We start from the raw sequence: 13,539 nt of genomic DNA, 5'->3' as shown, positions 1-13,539 counted from the left end.
CCCTCCGAGGGCCGAGAGAAACCCGACCGAAGGGAACACCGTGAAGAATACCAGCGACGTCGGCACCGATCAGATGACCGCCGCTCACATCAGCGGCACATACGCAGTCGCGCAGAGCGGCAGCAATTGGGCCGTGCGCGTGCGCGATCTGCTCGGCGACGACGTCGGCGGCATCGTTGTCGAGTGGCACCGCAACACCCTCGGCCACGGTCGCGACCCGATCGACCCCGCGACAGGCAAGCAGACGACCAACCCGTATGTCGATGAGTTGCTGGCGATCCCGGTCACCGAGCACGCGATCGTTGAGAAGCTGGCCGAAGTCGGCGTCAGCATCCCCACGCGACAGCAGATGCGTGAGTTCGCCGAGGCCGACCTGCGCAACGGCGGCGACGGCATCGACCCCGAGGTCGAGCTGGCACGCGCCGCGCTGGTGGCTGACCCCGACCTCAACGCTGCCGCTGGCGCGGGCGACAAACGCATCAACGGCGTGCCCGAGTCGGTGTTCGATCTGCTTGAACCCCACGAACAGCAGAAGGTGATTGCGGGCGATGTCATCGCGCCGCCGCAGTCGCCCACAGCGGTTGCCCGCTGGCTGGTCCGCACTAAGTACACCCACCGCCTGCCGCTGCCCGATGGCTACGAAAGCAACAAGCGCCGCCGCCGCCGCGCCTACATGCGCACGCTGATCCGCGTCGACCAGACGTGGTATCACTACACCCGGCTCACCGCGACCGACCCGCCGCGTTGGGTCCCCCGCACCGACCCCGAGTGGATGCGTGCGCAACTGCGCGGCGTGCTCGGCAGGCTGTGGTACGTCAAGACGCGCCAGCTCAAGGGCGGCGACGAATACTCGCTCAAATGGTGGAATCCCGATACCCGCACGCTGGCGAATGTTGAGGATGCGCTGGCCGACGAACTTAACGTCGGGACGGGCACCCGCGCCCGAGAACTGCCCGACCGATGGGGCCAGCAGCACAACGTCTACAGCGGCGGCACCTGGGCGCTGGTGCGCAAAGGCGTGCTCGACGTCGAGTCTGGCCGTCTGCTGCCGAACACCCCGCTGTGGTTCAGCCTGAGCCGGATCGAGGCTGACTACGACCACGCCGCCGACCCCACCACCGCACACGACTGGCTGCGTGTGCTCGACGCGCAGTGGCACGACGACCCCGGCGCGATCGCCTGCCTTCAACAGTGGTTCGGCTATGTGCTGTCGGGGCGCACCGACCTGCACAAGTTCATGTGGGTCTTCGGCCCGCCCGGCAGCGCGAAGTCGCTCGTCACGGCAGTGCTTGAGGCTCTGGTCGGCGTTGTCACCGAGCTTGGCCTCGACGCGCTCAACAGCCAGTTTGGGCTGCAACATCCCTACGAGACGGGCGCGACGCTGGCGGTGATGAGCGACATGCGGTTCGGCACTCGCGACTCCAATCTGGCGACGAGCCGCCTGCTGGCGATCATCGGCGGCGACACCGTCGACATCCCGCGCAAGTACAAAGGTTCGGTCAAAGACCACCTGCCAGTGCGGTTTCACGGCAGCGCCAACGAGATGCCGAAGCTGTCCGATCACGCGGGTGCGCTGGTCGACCGGATGCTGATCTTGGAGACATCGCGGTCGTTCAAGCGCGGGGCCGAGGGCACCGATCCCGGCCTCGCCAAGCGGATTATCGCCAACGAGCTGGGACTGGTGCTGCGCTGGGCCGTCGAGGGTCTGGCGAAGCTCAACGCCGCAGACGGTCAGTTCACCTTGAGCAAGAACGCCGACGAGCTGTACGACGACGCTGCCGTCGCCATGTCCAACGTGCGCCAGTTCGTCGCCGAGTGCTGCGAGATCGGCACCGCCGAGGACTGCGTCGATCAGGATGCGCTGTTTCGCGTGTGGGGGAAGTGGGCGGCTGAGAACAAGTCGGGTGAGCGCACCAGCAAGGCGGCTTTCCGGCGGTCGCTCAAGTCGATCGGCGATGGTCAGATCAAGCCGGGCCAGAAGTTCAAAGGGCCGCGTGTGGTGTGGGGGATCAAGCGTGCCGAGACGCGCTACGCCGACCGCGACCGTTTCGGCCAGACCGTCGAGCGCACCGTCAGCACCGAGATCGCCGACGGTGATCCGTGGGGCCGCGACGGCGCGGCCTGACACGCGACTGACGGGGACGCGCCCCGCGTCCTACACATGGGCGCGGGGCGCACTCATATCTCGGTCGAGACGCCGTGACACCGTGCCGGGCGAAGTCGGTTATGACCCTGTTGTGGCGGTCAGTTATGCGCTCGGGCAGGCGGTTATAACCGATCAGCAGGGGCGGTGCGGATGTGCGGTGCAGGCGCTGAGCCGGGCAGAACGGCGACAGTGTCGGCGCCGTTCACGCGCTCAAAGCGGTTATATGCGGCACATAACCGGGTCATAACCACCTCGGCGACGCGACACCGGGGGATGTGGCGCGGTGACTGTAAGTGCTGGCTGTGTGGTGTTTTCGGACTCCCTTTCACCTACCCAAAACACACATAACAGACATAACAGCAGAAACTAGGTTGACGGGGAGAAGGGGGAGAAATCTCTATATAGAGAACGCTTTCCGTGTGTTCTGCGCGTTGTGCCGGTTATGAGCCGCTGTCCCGCAGCTCCCCCTCACCCGCACCGCGCCTGATCCCTCGGCGTCGCTCCCGCTCCGTTTCCGAAACATGGCCTGCCGCAACCGAGTTCACCGACTCTGTCGGCACGAAATGTTTGGTACAAGATAGGTATGCCCGGTCCAACCAAGGGTCTGTCCCGAGCCGACAGCCGCGCCCGAGCCGCCGAGGCGTTCTCGCTGCGCTCGGCGCACTGGTCGTGGCGCGAGATCATGCGCAGACTCGACTACAGGTCGGTCGGTGCCGCTCAGGCGGCAGTCAAGGCGCACGTCGCCCGCGAGTGCCGCGACCCCGCCGAGGTCACTCACCGCGAGCAAGTCGAGAGTGTGCGGCTGCGCCAACGGGTGCTCGGTGAGCGGTTCGCCGCAGCCTTCATCGACACCGACGACGACAAGCTGGTCGCGCTCAACCGCGAGCTGGCCCGCAACGGTGACCAGCTCGCCAAGCTGACGGGCACCTATGCGCCCGAGCGCGGCCAGCTCGACGTCAACGTGAGCGCCGACCCGACCGCGATCATCGCCCGCGCCGAGGCCGACCTGCTCGCCTCGCTCAACGAACGGCGGCAGCAGTCGCTGCCCGCCGCACCGATCCTCGACGCGGAGGTAGTCGAATGACGCGCACCGTCAACAACGAAGCCGACATCGTCACGGCGGCGATGTCGGTCGCCCGCGACGCCGCCGAGGGCAAGATCGACCCGGCGGCGTTGGAACAGCAGGCCGTGACCGAGCTGGGCCGGCTGTTCAGCGACGTTGTCGGACAAGACGACCCGCTGTGGCCGTTGCAGCTCGACGTCGCCCGGCAGGTGCTCGCACTCGGCGGCGTGAGCGCCGACGAACTCAACGAGTGGGCTGCGGCGCTGCGTCACCGCGACGCTGAGCCGTCGAGCACGGCTGACCCTGCCACTGACCCGCCCGAGGCCGTTTCGGCCGTCAGCGAGGCGCTCAGCCCCGAAAGCGACGCGCTCGACGCCGACCCCGACGTCGACATCGACCAGCCGGGCGACGTGGAGACGCAGCCCGCGCTCGACGCATCGAGGACCGACGACGGCTGCGGCTGCGCGGGCACCGCCCCGGCGACGGTCACGCTCGCCGACGGCCGACAGGTTCCGGCGCACCGCGTCGCGGCGCGTGGTCGCGGACTGCCGACGGTCTACTGAGCCGAGGCTGTCTCAATTCTTTAGTTCCGCGACACAGGTCGGAGTCACGTTTGGGTGCAACATTCTCCGTAGTCGTGAGTCTCGAAAGTTGTCGCGTATTAAAACAATGTCTCATCGACTTATGAGATAGACTCGGCGCATGACGACCGCGACAGCATCAGCCGCCGGTCAGCTACTCGGCTACGCCCGAGTCAGCACCGGCCACCAGTCCCTCGACGCGCAGACCGACGCGCTCAACGCCGTAGGCGTCGACCGCATGTGGAGCGACAAGCTCACCGGCACATCGACCCGCGAGCAGCGGCCCGGCCTGGCCGCGCTGCTCGATCACGCCCGGCCCGGCGACACGATCGTCGTCGCCGGGATCGACAGGCTCGGGCGCAACGCCGCCGAGGTCATGCTGACGATTCGCGATCTCAACGAGCGCGGCATCGTCATCCGCTCACTGCGCGAGGGCATCGACACGTCGAACGCGACCGGGCGCATGATCGCGGGCGTGCTCGCCTCGCTCGCCGAGCTTGAGCTTGAGCTTGGCCGCGAGCGCCGGGCAGCGGCCAAGGCGTCGCGCAAAGCCCGCGACCTGCCAATCGGCAGACCGCGCAAGCTGACGCCGGGACAGATCAGGCAAGCCGAGACGCTGCGGGCCAACGGCGAGCCGATGCCGGTGATCGCCGAGACGCTCGGCGTCAGCCGGGCGACGCTGTATCGCACGCTCGCCGAGAAAAGCTGACGTTCCCGCCCAATTGAGCAAGTGAGTTTCCCGACGCCGTCGGGTTGTCTTGTGATAACCACGAATGATGTTCAGACATGCGGTCGTCCTCGGTGCGGCCCTTGCCACGGTGCTGGTCGGCTGTTCCAGCGACGAAGATGAGCACCGGAACAGTCCTTGGTTACAGCAGTGGAAGTCCGAGCAAGCCGACATGTTGAAGTCAGCACCCGCGATGGTTGCTCTATACACCGCGATTGACGACATGGAGTTGGTTCCCGCCAGCGCGTCAACCGACGATGTCTCCGATCGGTTTGCCGGGCCGCTGATGGCATGTGCGTTCAATCCGAAGGCCGTGAACGCTGACACCCTCGACACACTCGGTCTCACCGATGAACAGGAAGACAAGCTGCTGCCGAAGTACGAGGCCGCGTGCGCTGAGATGCCCATGGTGGCTGCGAGGGGCATGGCAGAAGGCTCGGACAGCACTAGCGCCGCGCCCGAACCGGGACCGCAATCACCCACAGTGAAGGGTCTGCACCTGCCGAGCGGGTCGATCTTGAGGGCCACCAAGAACTCCGAGGACGGCGACGGCGGCGACGTCATGGAGATGTGGGACGTTCCGCTGAGCTTCGATGACGCCGAACGGTATGTGAACACGGAATGGGATTTCGACTCGATCAGCGGTATGGACCGCCGGTATTCGGGCGACGAGGAAGGTATAGCCGAGGATGGGGCGAGGTTCCGCAAGTGGGAATGGGTGAACGACACCGCACCTGCGCGAGCAATCTTGGTCAGCCTCTACGACAGCGATGACCCCAACCGCAGCCAAATCATTCTCGGCGACTTCACCGATCAGGACGGCGACGGCTCGGTGTGATTCGAGTCCGCCCACAGATCGCGTCTACAGCTTGTGCGCGACAACATGAATCGACCTGCGCCGACCGCAGTCACTAATACGACGCTGTCGGCGAAATACTCTGTGCTGCAACCTCTCTCGTAAGCGGCTTGCACGCTAAAGTGCCATACTGGCGGCATGACGCAAGCAGCCACTGACAGCAGCACAGTCGAGCAGGGACGCGAGCCGCCGCGCCTGCGATGGAGCGACCGCACGATGGAATCGTGGCGTGCCCGGCTCGGCGTTCTGGCCTCGCGTGGCGAGACCAGCGGGCCGCGTGTCGATGAGTGCCGGGCTGCGCTCAGCTTCTGGCGTATGCACGCGACGCTCGTCCGAGAGTTGCACATCAGCGACGACGAGGCGCACAGCCTGCTGACCGTGATCGAGCAGCATGGCAACCGCGAGGCGGTTGCCCGGTGACGATCGCGGCCCGCAACAACACGCCTGCCGCCGGGGCCGGGCAGCGCCCGCAGCCCGCGCCGGTCCACTCGCAGGACGAGCAGCGGCGGCGTCGCCGGGTGTATCTGCCCAACCACTACACCGGCACGTTCGACGTCGCTGCCGAGGTCGCGGCGATCTGCGAGCCGCTGGCCCGCCGGGTCGCCGATCTGCCGCGACCGGGCGCGTGCTGGCGCGAAGTCGACGCGCTGGTCGCCGCTGCCCATGAGCTTGCCCATGTCGCCGTCGGACTGATCGCCGAGCGCGACGCCCGGCGCAAGACCGCGCACCTGTCCTACGACAAGCGGGGCCGCTCGGTTCGCGCACTGGTCGACCTCGCCGAGCGGCCCGCGCTGCCCGAGATCGGCGACCACGCGCTCGCGTCGGGAGACTGGCCCGCGACGCTGGTCGCGCTGGTGCAGCCGCACACCGCGCCGCTGAGCGACGTTCTGGCCCAAGCGATGCCGCCGGGCAGCACTCGCGGCACACGAACGGCGTCCGAGCGCGTGGAAGCGGCGCTGCGTGTCCTTGACGCCGCCGCGCTGTCGCTCGACCGGCTGCTCGACCGCGCCGACCGCAGCCGGGCCGAGCGCAGCCGCCCCGCCCCGATGACCGACACCGACAAGGCTCGCGCCGAACTGGCGGCGCTGGGCATCGACGCATAGGAGACGCCGCGATGACAGCCCCGACCCCGACCATCTACACCGACATGCTGCCGGTGCGCTTCGACGCGCCGCTGCTCAACCCCGCGCCTAACGGGCTGTTCGCGGCGACGCAGTGGGCCGATGAGACCGGGCCGCTGCGCTGGCTCGATTCCGGCGTCGAGGTGCGCAGCGCGGGCAACTACGGCGGCGAAGACGCTTCCGGCGTCTGGGATGCCGAGTGGTGCCCGCCGCCCGACCCGGCGACGGTCGGCCAGCGCAAGGAAGGCGACCGGCCCGACAACCTCGACCCGTTCGCGCCGATGACCGTGTGGGCTTACGACCAGTGCGACCTGACCGCGCCCTCGCAGGCCGAGGTGCGCCAGCGGGCACAACAGATTCTGCGGCTGCAAGAGCAGACCGCCGTCGAGCGCGAGTTCGCCGCCCGGCTGCTCACCGAGGCAGCGGCGCTGCCCGGCGGCATCGAGACGGCGGTGACGCTGCGGCTCGCCGTGGGCTACATCGAGGGCGTGCTCGCGCAGACCAATACGACCGGGTTCATCCACGTCGGGGCGCAGTGGGTCGCCACCGACCCCGACCTGTTCAAGCGCAACGGCGCGGTGCTCAAGTCGCCGGGAGGGCACACCGTCGTCGTCGGCGGCGGGTACGTGGACGGCCTCGGCGACACCCTCGTCGCGACGAGCCAGCCCTACGGGTGGCGTGATCAGCCGACGCTGCGCAAGGCGATTGACGAGCGGCACAACACGTTCGCCGCGATCGCCGAGCGTTCGTTCGTCGTCGGCGTCGAGGCGGTCGTCGCCGCTGTGACGGTGACGCCATGACCGCCGCACTCGCCGACACCGTCGCCGTCTGCTGGGATTGCGGCGGTCCCTGCCTGACCTACAAGGGCAGCAAGCACGGCTGGCGGTGCCGAGCCTGCGTCGACCGTTATCTCGATAAGGCTGCGGCCAAGGCCGACGCCTACGACCGCAGGAACCGAGAGCAGCGGATCGCCAAGGGCCGCAACACCATGACGGCCTACCCCGGCGGCGGCACCGATATGACTCCGATCAGTGCTGCCGATGGTCGGCGTCGGGACGGCGGCATGGGTGCGGGTCTCGCCGTCTCGACGCCGATCTTCTACGACAACCGAGAGGACACCGATTGATGACACTGCGTCTGACCGACCTGACCCCACACGAACGGCAACACCTTGAAACCTGCGTGCATGAGGCCGGGCACGCGGTCGCGGCGGCGCTGCTCGGCGGTCGCATCCACACCGCTGCCGTCGCCGACAGCCGAGTGTGGGGCGTGACTGGCAAGACCGTGCATGACGACGTGCCCGACGGCAGTTGGGCGTCGACCGTCTACGCGGGTCCGTGGGCGCAGGCGCGGTGGCGGGCCGGTAAGCGGCCCACGCAGCGCGAAATCTACGACGTGCTCGCCACGGCAGCCCAGCACGACGACCGCGCACTGCTCGCCAGCGGCGGGACGCAGGCCGTCGATCAGCGGCTCACCGGCCTGCTGACGCGCTGCTGGCCCGGCGTTGTGCGCGTGGCGCAGAAGCTGCACCGCGACGGCGAGGCGACCCACGCCGACGTCTGTGCGGCGCTGGGCATCACCGACGGCGGCGGGCCGGGCAGCGTGCAACTCGCCAACATCCGCGCTGGGTTGCGGGACGTGCCGCCCGTCGAGCCGCGCCGAAAGCGCAAGCACATCGCCTGACGCCGGGCAACACCGAGAGACGAGCCACAATGACGATCACCGACCGCCGCCCCGAGAGCATCGAGTTTCTGCCCGACTACTGCCCGCGCTGCAATCCGCTCGGTCTCTGGGCCGACAGCCGGGTTCGCCTGGCCTCGCTGACCGAGCCGACCTCGGTCACCTGGCGCGGCGGCAAGTACGTCATCTGCCGGTATCAATGCGACGGCTGCGGGCACCAGTGGCGGCGAGCCGATCTGTGGACCGCAGCCGAAGCCGGATTCAACCCCAAGCAACACCGACAAAGGGCTGCGTGACCATGACCGCCGACCCCATCACCACGCTGACCGCCGCCCGCGCCCTGCGGGCGGTGCGGGCACAACGCCGACCGTCCTCGCCCGCCGAGCTGGCGTGCCGGCTCGATCCGAAATTCGTTGTTACACCGACTATTCGGCTGCTGAGTGATCTTGCGGTGCGCTCGGTGACCGAGCCGGATCACCGCGACATCGTGTCGACGCCGCCGCGCACCGGCAAGTCTCGGCTGCTGGCGATCTGGACCGTGGTCTGGGCGCTGATGCGCGACCCCAACATGCAAATCATGGTCGTCAGCTACAGCGACGAGCTGGCGCAGGAACACAGCCGCGAAGCGCGTCGGATCATCAACGAGCACAGCGAGTTCCTCGGCATCCGGCTGTCGCCCGACAAGACGGCGGTGAGTCGCTGGCGGGTCGACGGGCACGCAGGCGGGCTGCTCGCGACCGGCATCAACAGCGGGGCGACCGGATTCGGTGCCAGCGGGCTGATGATCATTGACGACCCGGTGAAGGACGCCGCCGAGGCCGACAGCGCCGCGCACCGCCGTCGGGTGGTCAACGAGTACCGCTCGACGCTGGCGACCCGGCTGCATCCCGGCGCGTCGGTGCTTCTGGTGATGACGCGCTGGCATGAGCGCGATCTTGCGGGGGAACTGCTCGACAGCGAGCCGGAAGTGTGGCGACACACGAACATTCCCGCCGTCGCCGAGGCGGGCATCCCCGACGCGCTGGGCCGCGCACCCGGCGTCGCGATGACCTCGGCGCTGGGCTTCACCGCCGATCACTACGCGGCTGCGCGTCGCACATCGGGCGAACGGGCGTGGTTCGCTCTGTACGAGGGCGTTCCCGCCGCGCCCGAGGGCGGGCTGATCAAACGCGAGTGGCTCGACCAGTGGCGGCTACCGGCAGCGCCGAGTGCGCCCAGCATGACCGTGGTGGGCGTCGACCCGAGCGACAGCGGCTCGGGTGATGCCTGCGGGATCGTGGCCGCGTCGCTGACCCGCGACGGCGTCGTGGCGGTGATCGCCGACGTCAGTGCGCCGATGACCTCGGACGCCTGGGCGCGGGCGGCTGTCGAGCTGGCGGTCGACGTCGGGGCGTCGGAGATCGCCGTCGAGAGTTTCGCCGCCCGCGAGACGTATCAGCGGGTGGTCAACGACGCGCTGCGCCGCTACAAGCTCGACCGGCCCGTTCGCGTCACCGCATGGCCCCCGAAGGGCAGCGGTCGCGGCGGCGGCGACGCGATCGCCCGCAGCTCGGCGCTGCTGCAAGCCCTTGAGACGGGCACCGTGCGGATCGCGGGTCATCTGCCCTCCCTTGAGCAAGCTGCGGTGCATTGGCAGCAACATCAGCATCAGCCCGACGCGCTGGCCGCGCTGGTGGTCGCCCACGACGTAGTCACGCACGCAGCGGGGCAGCAGTGGACACTAGTCAGTCCTCTCGACTTGGAACGCCGACTCGGCGTACGCCGCATCGCACCACCCGATTGGATGGCGCGTCGTATCGCCAATTGCCCGGCGGCGCGGGCTGGCCGCGGAGGTTGGTCTTGATGGGTCGACGTGGTGTGCGTGTCGTGCCGCCCCAAGACAGCGCCGCGAGTGAACGATGGTGTGCATGGCGAAGGTGTTCAAGACTTCAGAGGTGTTCGGCATCAGCAGGGATGAGCCGCTCAACTACTCGTACCGGCCGAGCGTAGATGATGAACTTGTCGAAAATCTGACGCGCGATAAGCACTTGGTTATTTACGGCAGCTCCAAGCAAGGCAAGACCTCGCTCCGCAAGCACCATCTAAAACCGGACGAATACACCGTACTCACATGCGCCAATTCTTGGACCCTAGCCCAGCTAATGGCCTCCCTGCTGAAGCAGGTGGGGTATACGGTCGAACAGACGACCAAGAAGGCGATATCAGGCGAAGTAAAGATCAGTGCAAAAGCAAAGCTGAAGGCCGCTTTTCTCGGAAGCGGTGCAGAGACCGAAATCGGTGCTGATGCCGTCGCTTCCAAAAGCAGTGAGACTACCGAAGTCGCCTTAGAACTCGATCCAGCAGATGTCAACGACATAATCACGGCCTTGAATAAGGTGGGCTTCAAAGGATGGATTGTTCTAGAAGACTTCCATTACCTGCCCGACGAAACACAGCGGCAATTCGCTGTGAGTCTCAAGGCTTTCCACGAAAACTCGAAGTATACATTCATAATTGTCGGAGTATGGCTCCAAGAGAATCGGCTGATTCAGTACAACGGTGATCTGACCTGACGAGTGACGACAATAAATGCCGACAAATGGACCAAGGACGAACTGCTGGAAGCGGTATCCAAGGGTGAAGCCATGCTCAATGTCGAGTTTAGTGACGACTTCAAGAACGAGCTGATCGAAGAGTCCTACGACAGCATTTACGTTGTCCAGGAGACGTGCTACACGGCACTGACCGAGGCCGGAGTGTTCGAAACGCTGCGAGACCATCGAAGGGTGTCGCCCAATGCCAAGGCTCTCATAAAGAGTGTCGTGGACAAACAGTCGGCACGATACATGGAGTTCCTCGTCAGTTTCGCTCAGGGCTTTGGCGCCACCGAGCTACAGATGTACCGCTGGCTCTTACTGCCGATAGTCATGACGCCGGTCACGAGCCACGAAAAGGGTCTTGAGTTGCGCCATATCAATCGGATGCTCAAGAAGTATCACCCGCGTGGAGGAAGTCTGAACCCTGGCAACATCTCACAGGCTTTGTCGGCGTTTGCCAATCTTCAGGTTCAACACCGGATGACCCCCATCGTGTTCGATTACGATCAATCACATCGTCGTCTGAACGTGGTCGATAGAAGCTTTTTGATTTGGCTCAATCAGCAAGACAAGAAGGAGCTGCTCGAAAGTATCGACCTTCCAACCGAAATCGCTGATACCTGGGCCGAAGCTGAAGAAGAAGAAGAAGAGTAAGCGACTCACGCTCTAATCGTTGGACCGACGCTCGACTCATCATGTTTCGTATGTAGGAGGTTGCTGTCGGACACCCGCGCTATCGTCTGCGGCATGGCACTGGCGGACCTGACCGCAGCAGCGGTGAACGCAGCGATCGACGAGTACGACGAGGTGGGCCGTGACGCTTTCCTCGTCAAGTACGGCTTCGGTCCGGCCAAGGACTACTTCGTGATCCGTGATGGCAAGCAGTACGACTCGAAAGCGATCGCTGGCGCAGCGCATAGCTACTTGCCGGGTGGTCAACCGCTCCATGCGGACGAGTTCAGCGGTGGAGAAGCAACCGTCGTGCGGCAACTGCGTCAACTCGGCTTTCACGTTCCGCCGAAACGATCGCCGCCCTGGGTCCGCGACGAGGTGATCCTCGCGTGCGATCTCGTTGCGCAGAACGCCTGGCAGTACATGACAGCCGAAGACCCGCGAGTCATCGAGCTATCAGCCCTACTGCAACGATTGCCGTTTCACCCGATCGAGGTCCGGAGTGACACCTTCCGCAACCCAAACGGAGTCGCTCGGAAGACAGTGGATATCGCTACCCACCACCCTGACTACACCGGGCAACCTACCAAGGGCGGCGCTATAGACGAGGAAGTGCTTCAAGAGTTTCTTGACGACCCGGCCTACATGCATGGGATCGCCGAGGAACTGCGGCGAGCCATCGCAAACGACAGCGTCGAGCAGCTCGTAACGCCAATAGACGAGGAGGACGACGAGGCACACGAGGGGCGCTTGCTTCAACGGCGGCACTTCGTGCGGGAGCGCGATAAGAACCTGCGGCGTAAGAAGATTGCCGACTTCCTCAAGAAACATCCACGCGTCGGGTGCGAAGTATGTGGTTTCGACTTCGAGGCAATCTATGGCGAACGGGGTCGCGAGTACATCGAAGTCCACCACACCCTGCCGCTGCACGCTTCTGGTGAGACGAAAACAAAGCTGAGCGATCTGATACTGCTTTGCGCCAACTGTCACCGGATGGTTCACCGCAGTGCGCCCTGGCTCACACCGGACGAGTTGCGCGGGCTGCTGGACCAATCAACCGCTGCTACCGACCTAGCGGTGCTTTTGCGCCGAGATGTCCGTGCGTCCGCGCACACTCAAGTGCATGACTGATGCGGGCGAAGCCATCACCGACGCGGGGGAGGTACGGCCCTACGACAATTGGGCGAAGTATCGGTCGGCGTGGTGGACGCGCTACTTCACCGGAGACTTGGCGTACTTCTGGCCGTTGCAGCTCGACCAGTCCGAGCCAGACTCGGGCGGTTATCGCTGGATTTCGCGGAGCGGCGTATTCGACATCGCAGCCATCGAATCCGAACATCGCGAGCTTCACACCGCCGTCGCCGCCTATGTGTGGGGCGTCGGCTTCACCGCTCGCATGTCCATTGGCCGACTGGTCCGCGCCTTCACTGCGAACGCCGACACCGTGGAGATGAATCTGCGCCGGGCGGCGGCGATCCTCGCCGACGACGGGCCAGTGGCGGCCTACGAGTCAATGCTGGCGGGTGGCTCTAATCAGACGAAATTCATGGGTCCGGCGTACTTCACGAAGTACCTATTCTTCACCGGCTACCGCGACGCGGGTGCCGAGCTGCGCCCCCTGATTCTCGATAGGCGGGTGGCTACCGCACTGCGCGAACGCGGCGTGTTCGGCCCGAAGGCAGGCAACGCCGACTGGCCCAGCGAGCTTTACCGCCGCTACCTGACCTACTGCCACGAACAGAACCCGAACGACCCTGCGGCAGTCGAGGCCGATCTGTTCAACGAGGGTCGCGGTTTCGATTAAGGGGCGGCTGCATCGCTACGGGGCGCAGCAGTTCGCGGAGACGGGCGCGTTGCTCGGGGGTGAGCGGCGGGGCGGCATCCACGATCTTCTTGAGGTAGTCGTGGTAGTCGTCCGATGTCATGGCTAGACCCCTTATCGCCCGTAAATTGCCCGCCAACGAGAAAAATGTGCGTTGAACTGGTGCCCCCGGCAGGATTCGAACCTGCGGCGACGCGAAATGCGGATTGGCACTCTGAACAGCCAGAGTAGTCGAAAACTGTTGTGGCTCTGTGGCATAGATCCGAGCTGGACGCACCATTTGATACCAACTGAT

Annotated in this window: 17 protein-coding genes; 16 read left to right on the top strand and 1 reads right to left on the bottom strand. The window is 65.6% G+C overall.

Translation table 11 applies throughout. The annotated features are described in order from the left end of the window. Positions 1–40: 40 nt before the first annotated feature. The 16 genes from MELE44368_RS05280 to MELE44368_RS05210 all read left to right on the top strand — a co-directional run bounded on the left by MELE44368_RS05280 (position 41) and on the right by MELE44368_RS05210 (position 13,226). Positions 41–2,125 (top strand): DNA primase family protein, encoded by a 2,085-nt coding sequence (locus tag MELE44368_RS05280; RefSeq protein WP_128107532.1) that lies wholly within the window; start codon positions 41–43, stop codon positions 2,123–2,125. A gap of 604 nt (positions 2,126–2,729) precedes the next feature. Further along, on the top strand, positions 2,730–3,230 hold the full coding sequence (locus tag MELE44368_RS05275; protein ID WP_128107531.1) for a hypothetical protein: 501 nt from the start codon (positions 2,730–2,732) through the stop codon (positions 3,228–3,230). Then, positions 3,227–3,772, top strand: a complete 546-nt coding sequence (locus MELE44368_RS05270) for a flagellar hook-length control protein (protein ID WP_128107530.1) — start codon at positions 3,227–3,229, stop codon at positions 3,770–3,772. Before MELE44368_RS05275 ends, MELE44368_RS05270 begins: the two co-directional genes overlap by 4 nt. Before the next feature lie 139 nt (positions 3,773–3,911). Next, positions 3,912–4,499: a recombinase family protein gene (locus MELE44368_RS05265; RefSeq protein WP_128107529.1), complete on the top strand. Its 588-nt coding sequence runs from the start codon at positions 3,912–3,914 to the stop codon at positions 4,497–4,499. 109 nt (positions 4,500–4,608) lie between these two features. Then, a complete protein-coding gene (locus tag MELE44368_RS05260) occupies positions 4,609–5,355 on the top strand; it encodes a hypothetical protein (protein ID WP_128107528.1) in 747 nt (248 codons plus the stop codon). Positions 5,356–5,511: 156 nt separating this feature from the next. Then, positions 5,512–5,793 (top strand): hypothetical protein, encoded by a 282-nt coding sequence (locus tag MELE44368_RS05255; protein ID WP_241566487.1) that lies wholly within the window; start codon positions 5,512–5,514, stop codon positions 5,791–5,793. Next, complete coding sequence (locus MELE44368_RS05250; protein WP_128107527.1) at positions 5,790–6,476, top strand: hypothetical protein; 687 nt, start codon at positions 5,790–5,792, stop codon at positions 6,474–6,476. Before MELE44368_RS05255 ends, MELE44368_RS05250 begins: the two co-directional genes overlap by 4 nt. A gap of 11 nt (positions 6,477–6,487) precedes the next feature. After that, positions 6,488–7,294: a hypothetical protein gene (locus MELE44368_RS05245; protein WP_128107526.1), complete on the top strand. Its 807-nt coding sequence runs from the start codon at positions 6,488–6,490 to the stop codon at positions 7,292–7,294. Continuing rightward, a complete protein-coding gene (locus tag MELE44368_RS05240; protein WP_206613690.1) occupies positions 7,291–7,620 on the top strand; it encodes a hypothetical protein in 330 nt (109 codons plus the stop codon). Before MELE44368_RS05245 ends, MELE44368_RS05240 begins: the two co-directional genes overlap by 4 nt. After that, positions 7,620–8,177, top strand: coding sequence for a M50 family metallopeptidase (locus tag MELE44368_RS05235; RefSeq protein WP_128107525.1), 558 nt, complete (start codon positions 7,620–7,622; stop codon positions 8,175–8,177). Before MELE44368_RS05240 ends, MELE44368_RS05235 begins: the two co-directional genes overlap by 1 nt. A gap of 29 nt (positions 8,178–8,206) precedes the next feature. Next, the gene (locus tag MELE44368_RS05230; protein ID WP_128107524.1) at positions 8,207–8,470 is read left to right on the top strand and encodes a hypothetical protein; all 264 of its coding nucleotides are present in this window, start codon (positions 8,207–8,209) and stop codon (positions 8,468–8,470) included. Positions 8,471–8,472: 2 nt separating this feature from the next. Further along, positions 8,473–10,017, top strand: a complete 1,545-nt coding sequence (locus MELE44368_RS05225; protein ID WP_128107523.1) for a terminase large subunit domain-containing protein — start codon at positions 8,473–8,475, stop codon at positions 10,015–10,017. Between the two features lie 64 nt (positions 10,018–10,081). Further along, positions 10,082–10,726: a hypothetical protein gene (locus MELE44368_RS26860; RefSeq protein ID WP_206613689.1), complete on the top strand. Its 645-nt coding sequence runs from the start codon at positions 10,082–10,084 to the stop codon at positions 10,724–10,726. A 3-nt stretch (positions 10,727–10,729) separates the two neighbouring features. Next, a complete protein-coding gene (locus tag MELE44368_RS26855) occupies positions 10,730–11,404 on the top strand; it encodes a hypothetical protein (protein ID WP_206613688.1) in 675 nt (224 codons plus the stop codon). A 93-nt stretch (positions 11,405–11,497) separates the two neighbouring features. Continuing rightward, a complete protein-coding gene (locus MELE44368_RS05215; protein WP_128107522.1) occupies positions 11,498–12,553 on the top strand; it encodes an HNH endonuclease in 1,056 nt (351 codons plus the stop codon). Further along, complete coding sequence (locus tag MELE44368_RS05210; RefSeq protein WP_128107521.1) at positions 12,516–13,226, top strand: 8-oxoguanine DNA glycosylase OGG fold protein; 711 nt, start codon at positions 12,516–12,518, stop codon at positions 13,224–13,226. Before MELE44368_RS05215 ends, MELE44368_RS05210 begins: the two co-directional genes overlap by 38 nt. On the opposite strand, the gene MELE44368_RS26850 is transcribed toward MELE44368_RS05210, so the two are convergent. Further along, complete coding sequence (locus tag MELE44368_RS26850) at positions 13,201–13,347, bottom strand: hypothetical protein (RefSeq protein WP_206613698.1); 147 nt, start codon at positions 13,345–13,347, stop codon at positions 13,201–13,203. The two genes, MELE44368_RS05210 and MELE44368_RS26850, sit on opposite strands and share 26 nt — an antisense overlap. Between the last annotated feature and the right edge of the window lie 192 nt (positions 13,348–13,539).

The sequence above is a fragment of the Mycolicibacterium elephantis DSM 44368 genome (assembly GCF_004014805.1).
GTDB lineage: Bacteria > Actinomycetota > Actinomycetes > Mycobacteriales > Mycobacteriaceae > Mycobacterium > Mycobacterium elephantis.
The sequence above is the reverse complement of the archived record's forward strand: the minus strand, read 5'-3'. Positions and strand labels throughout refer to the sequence as shown.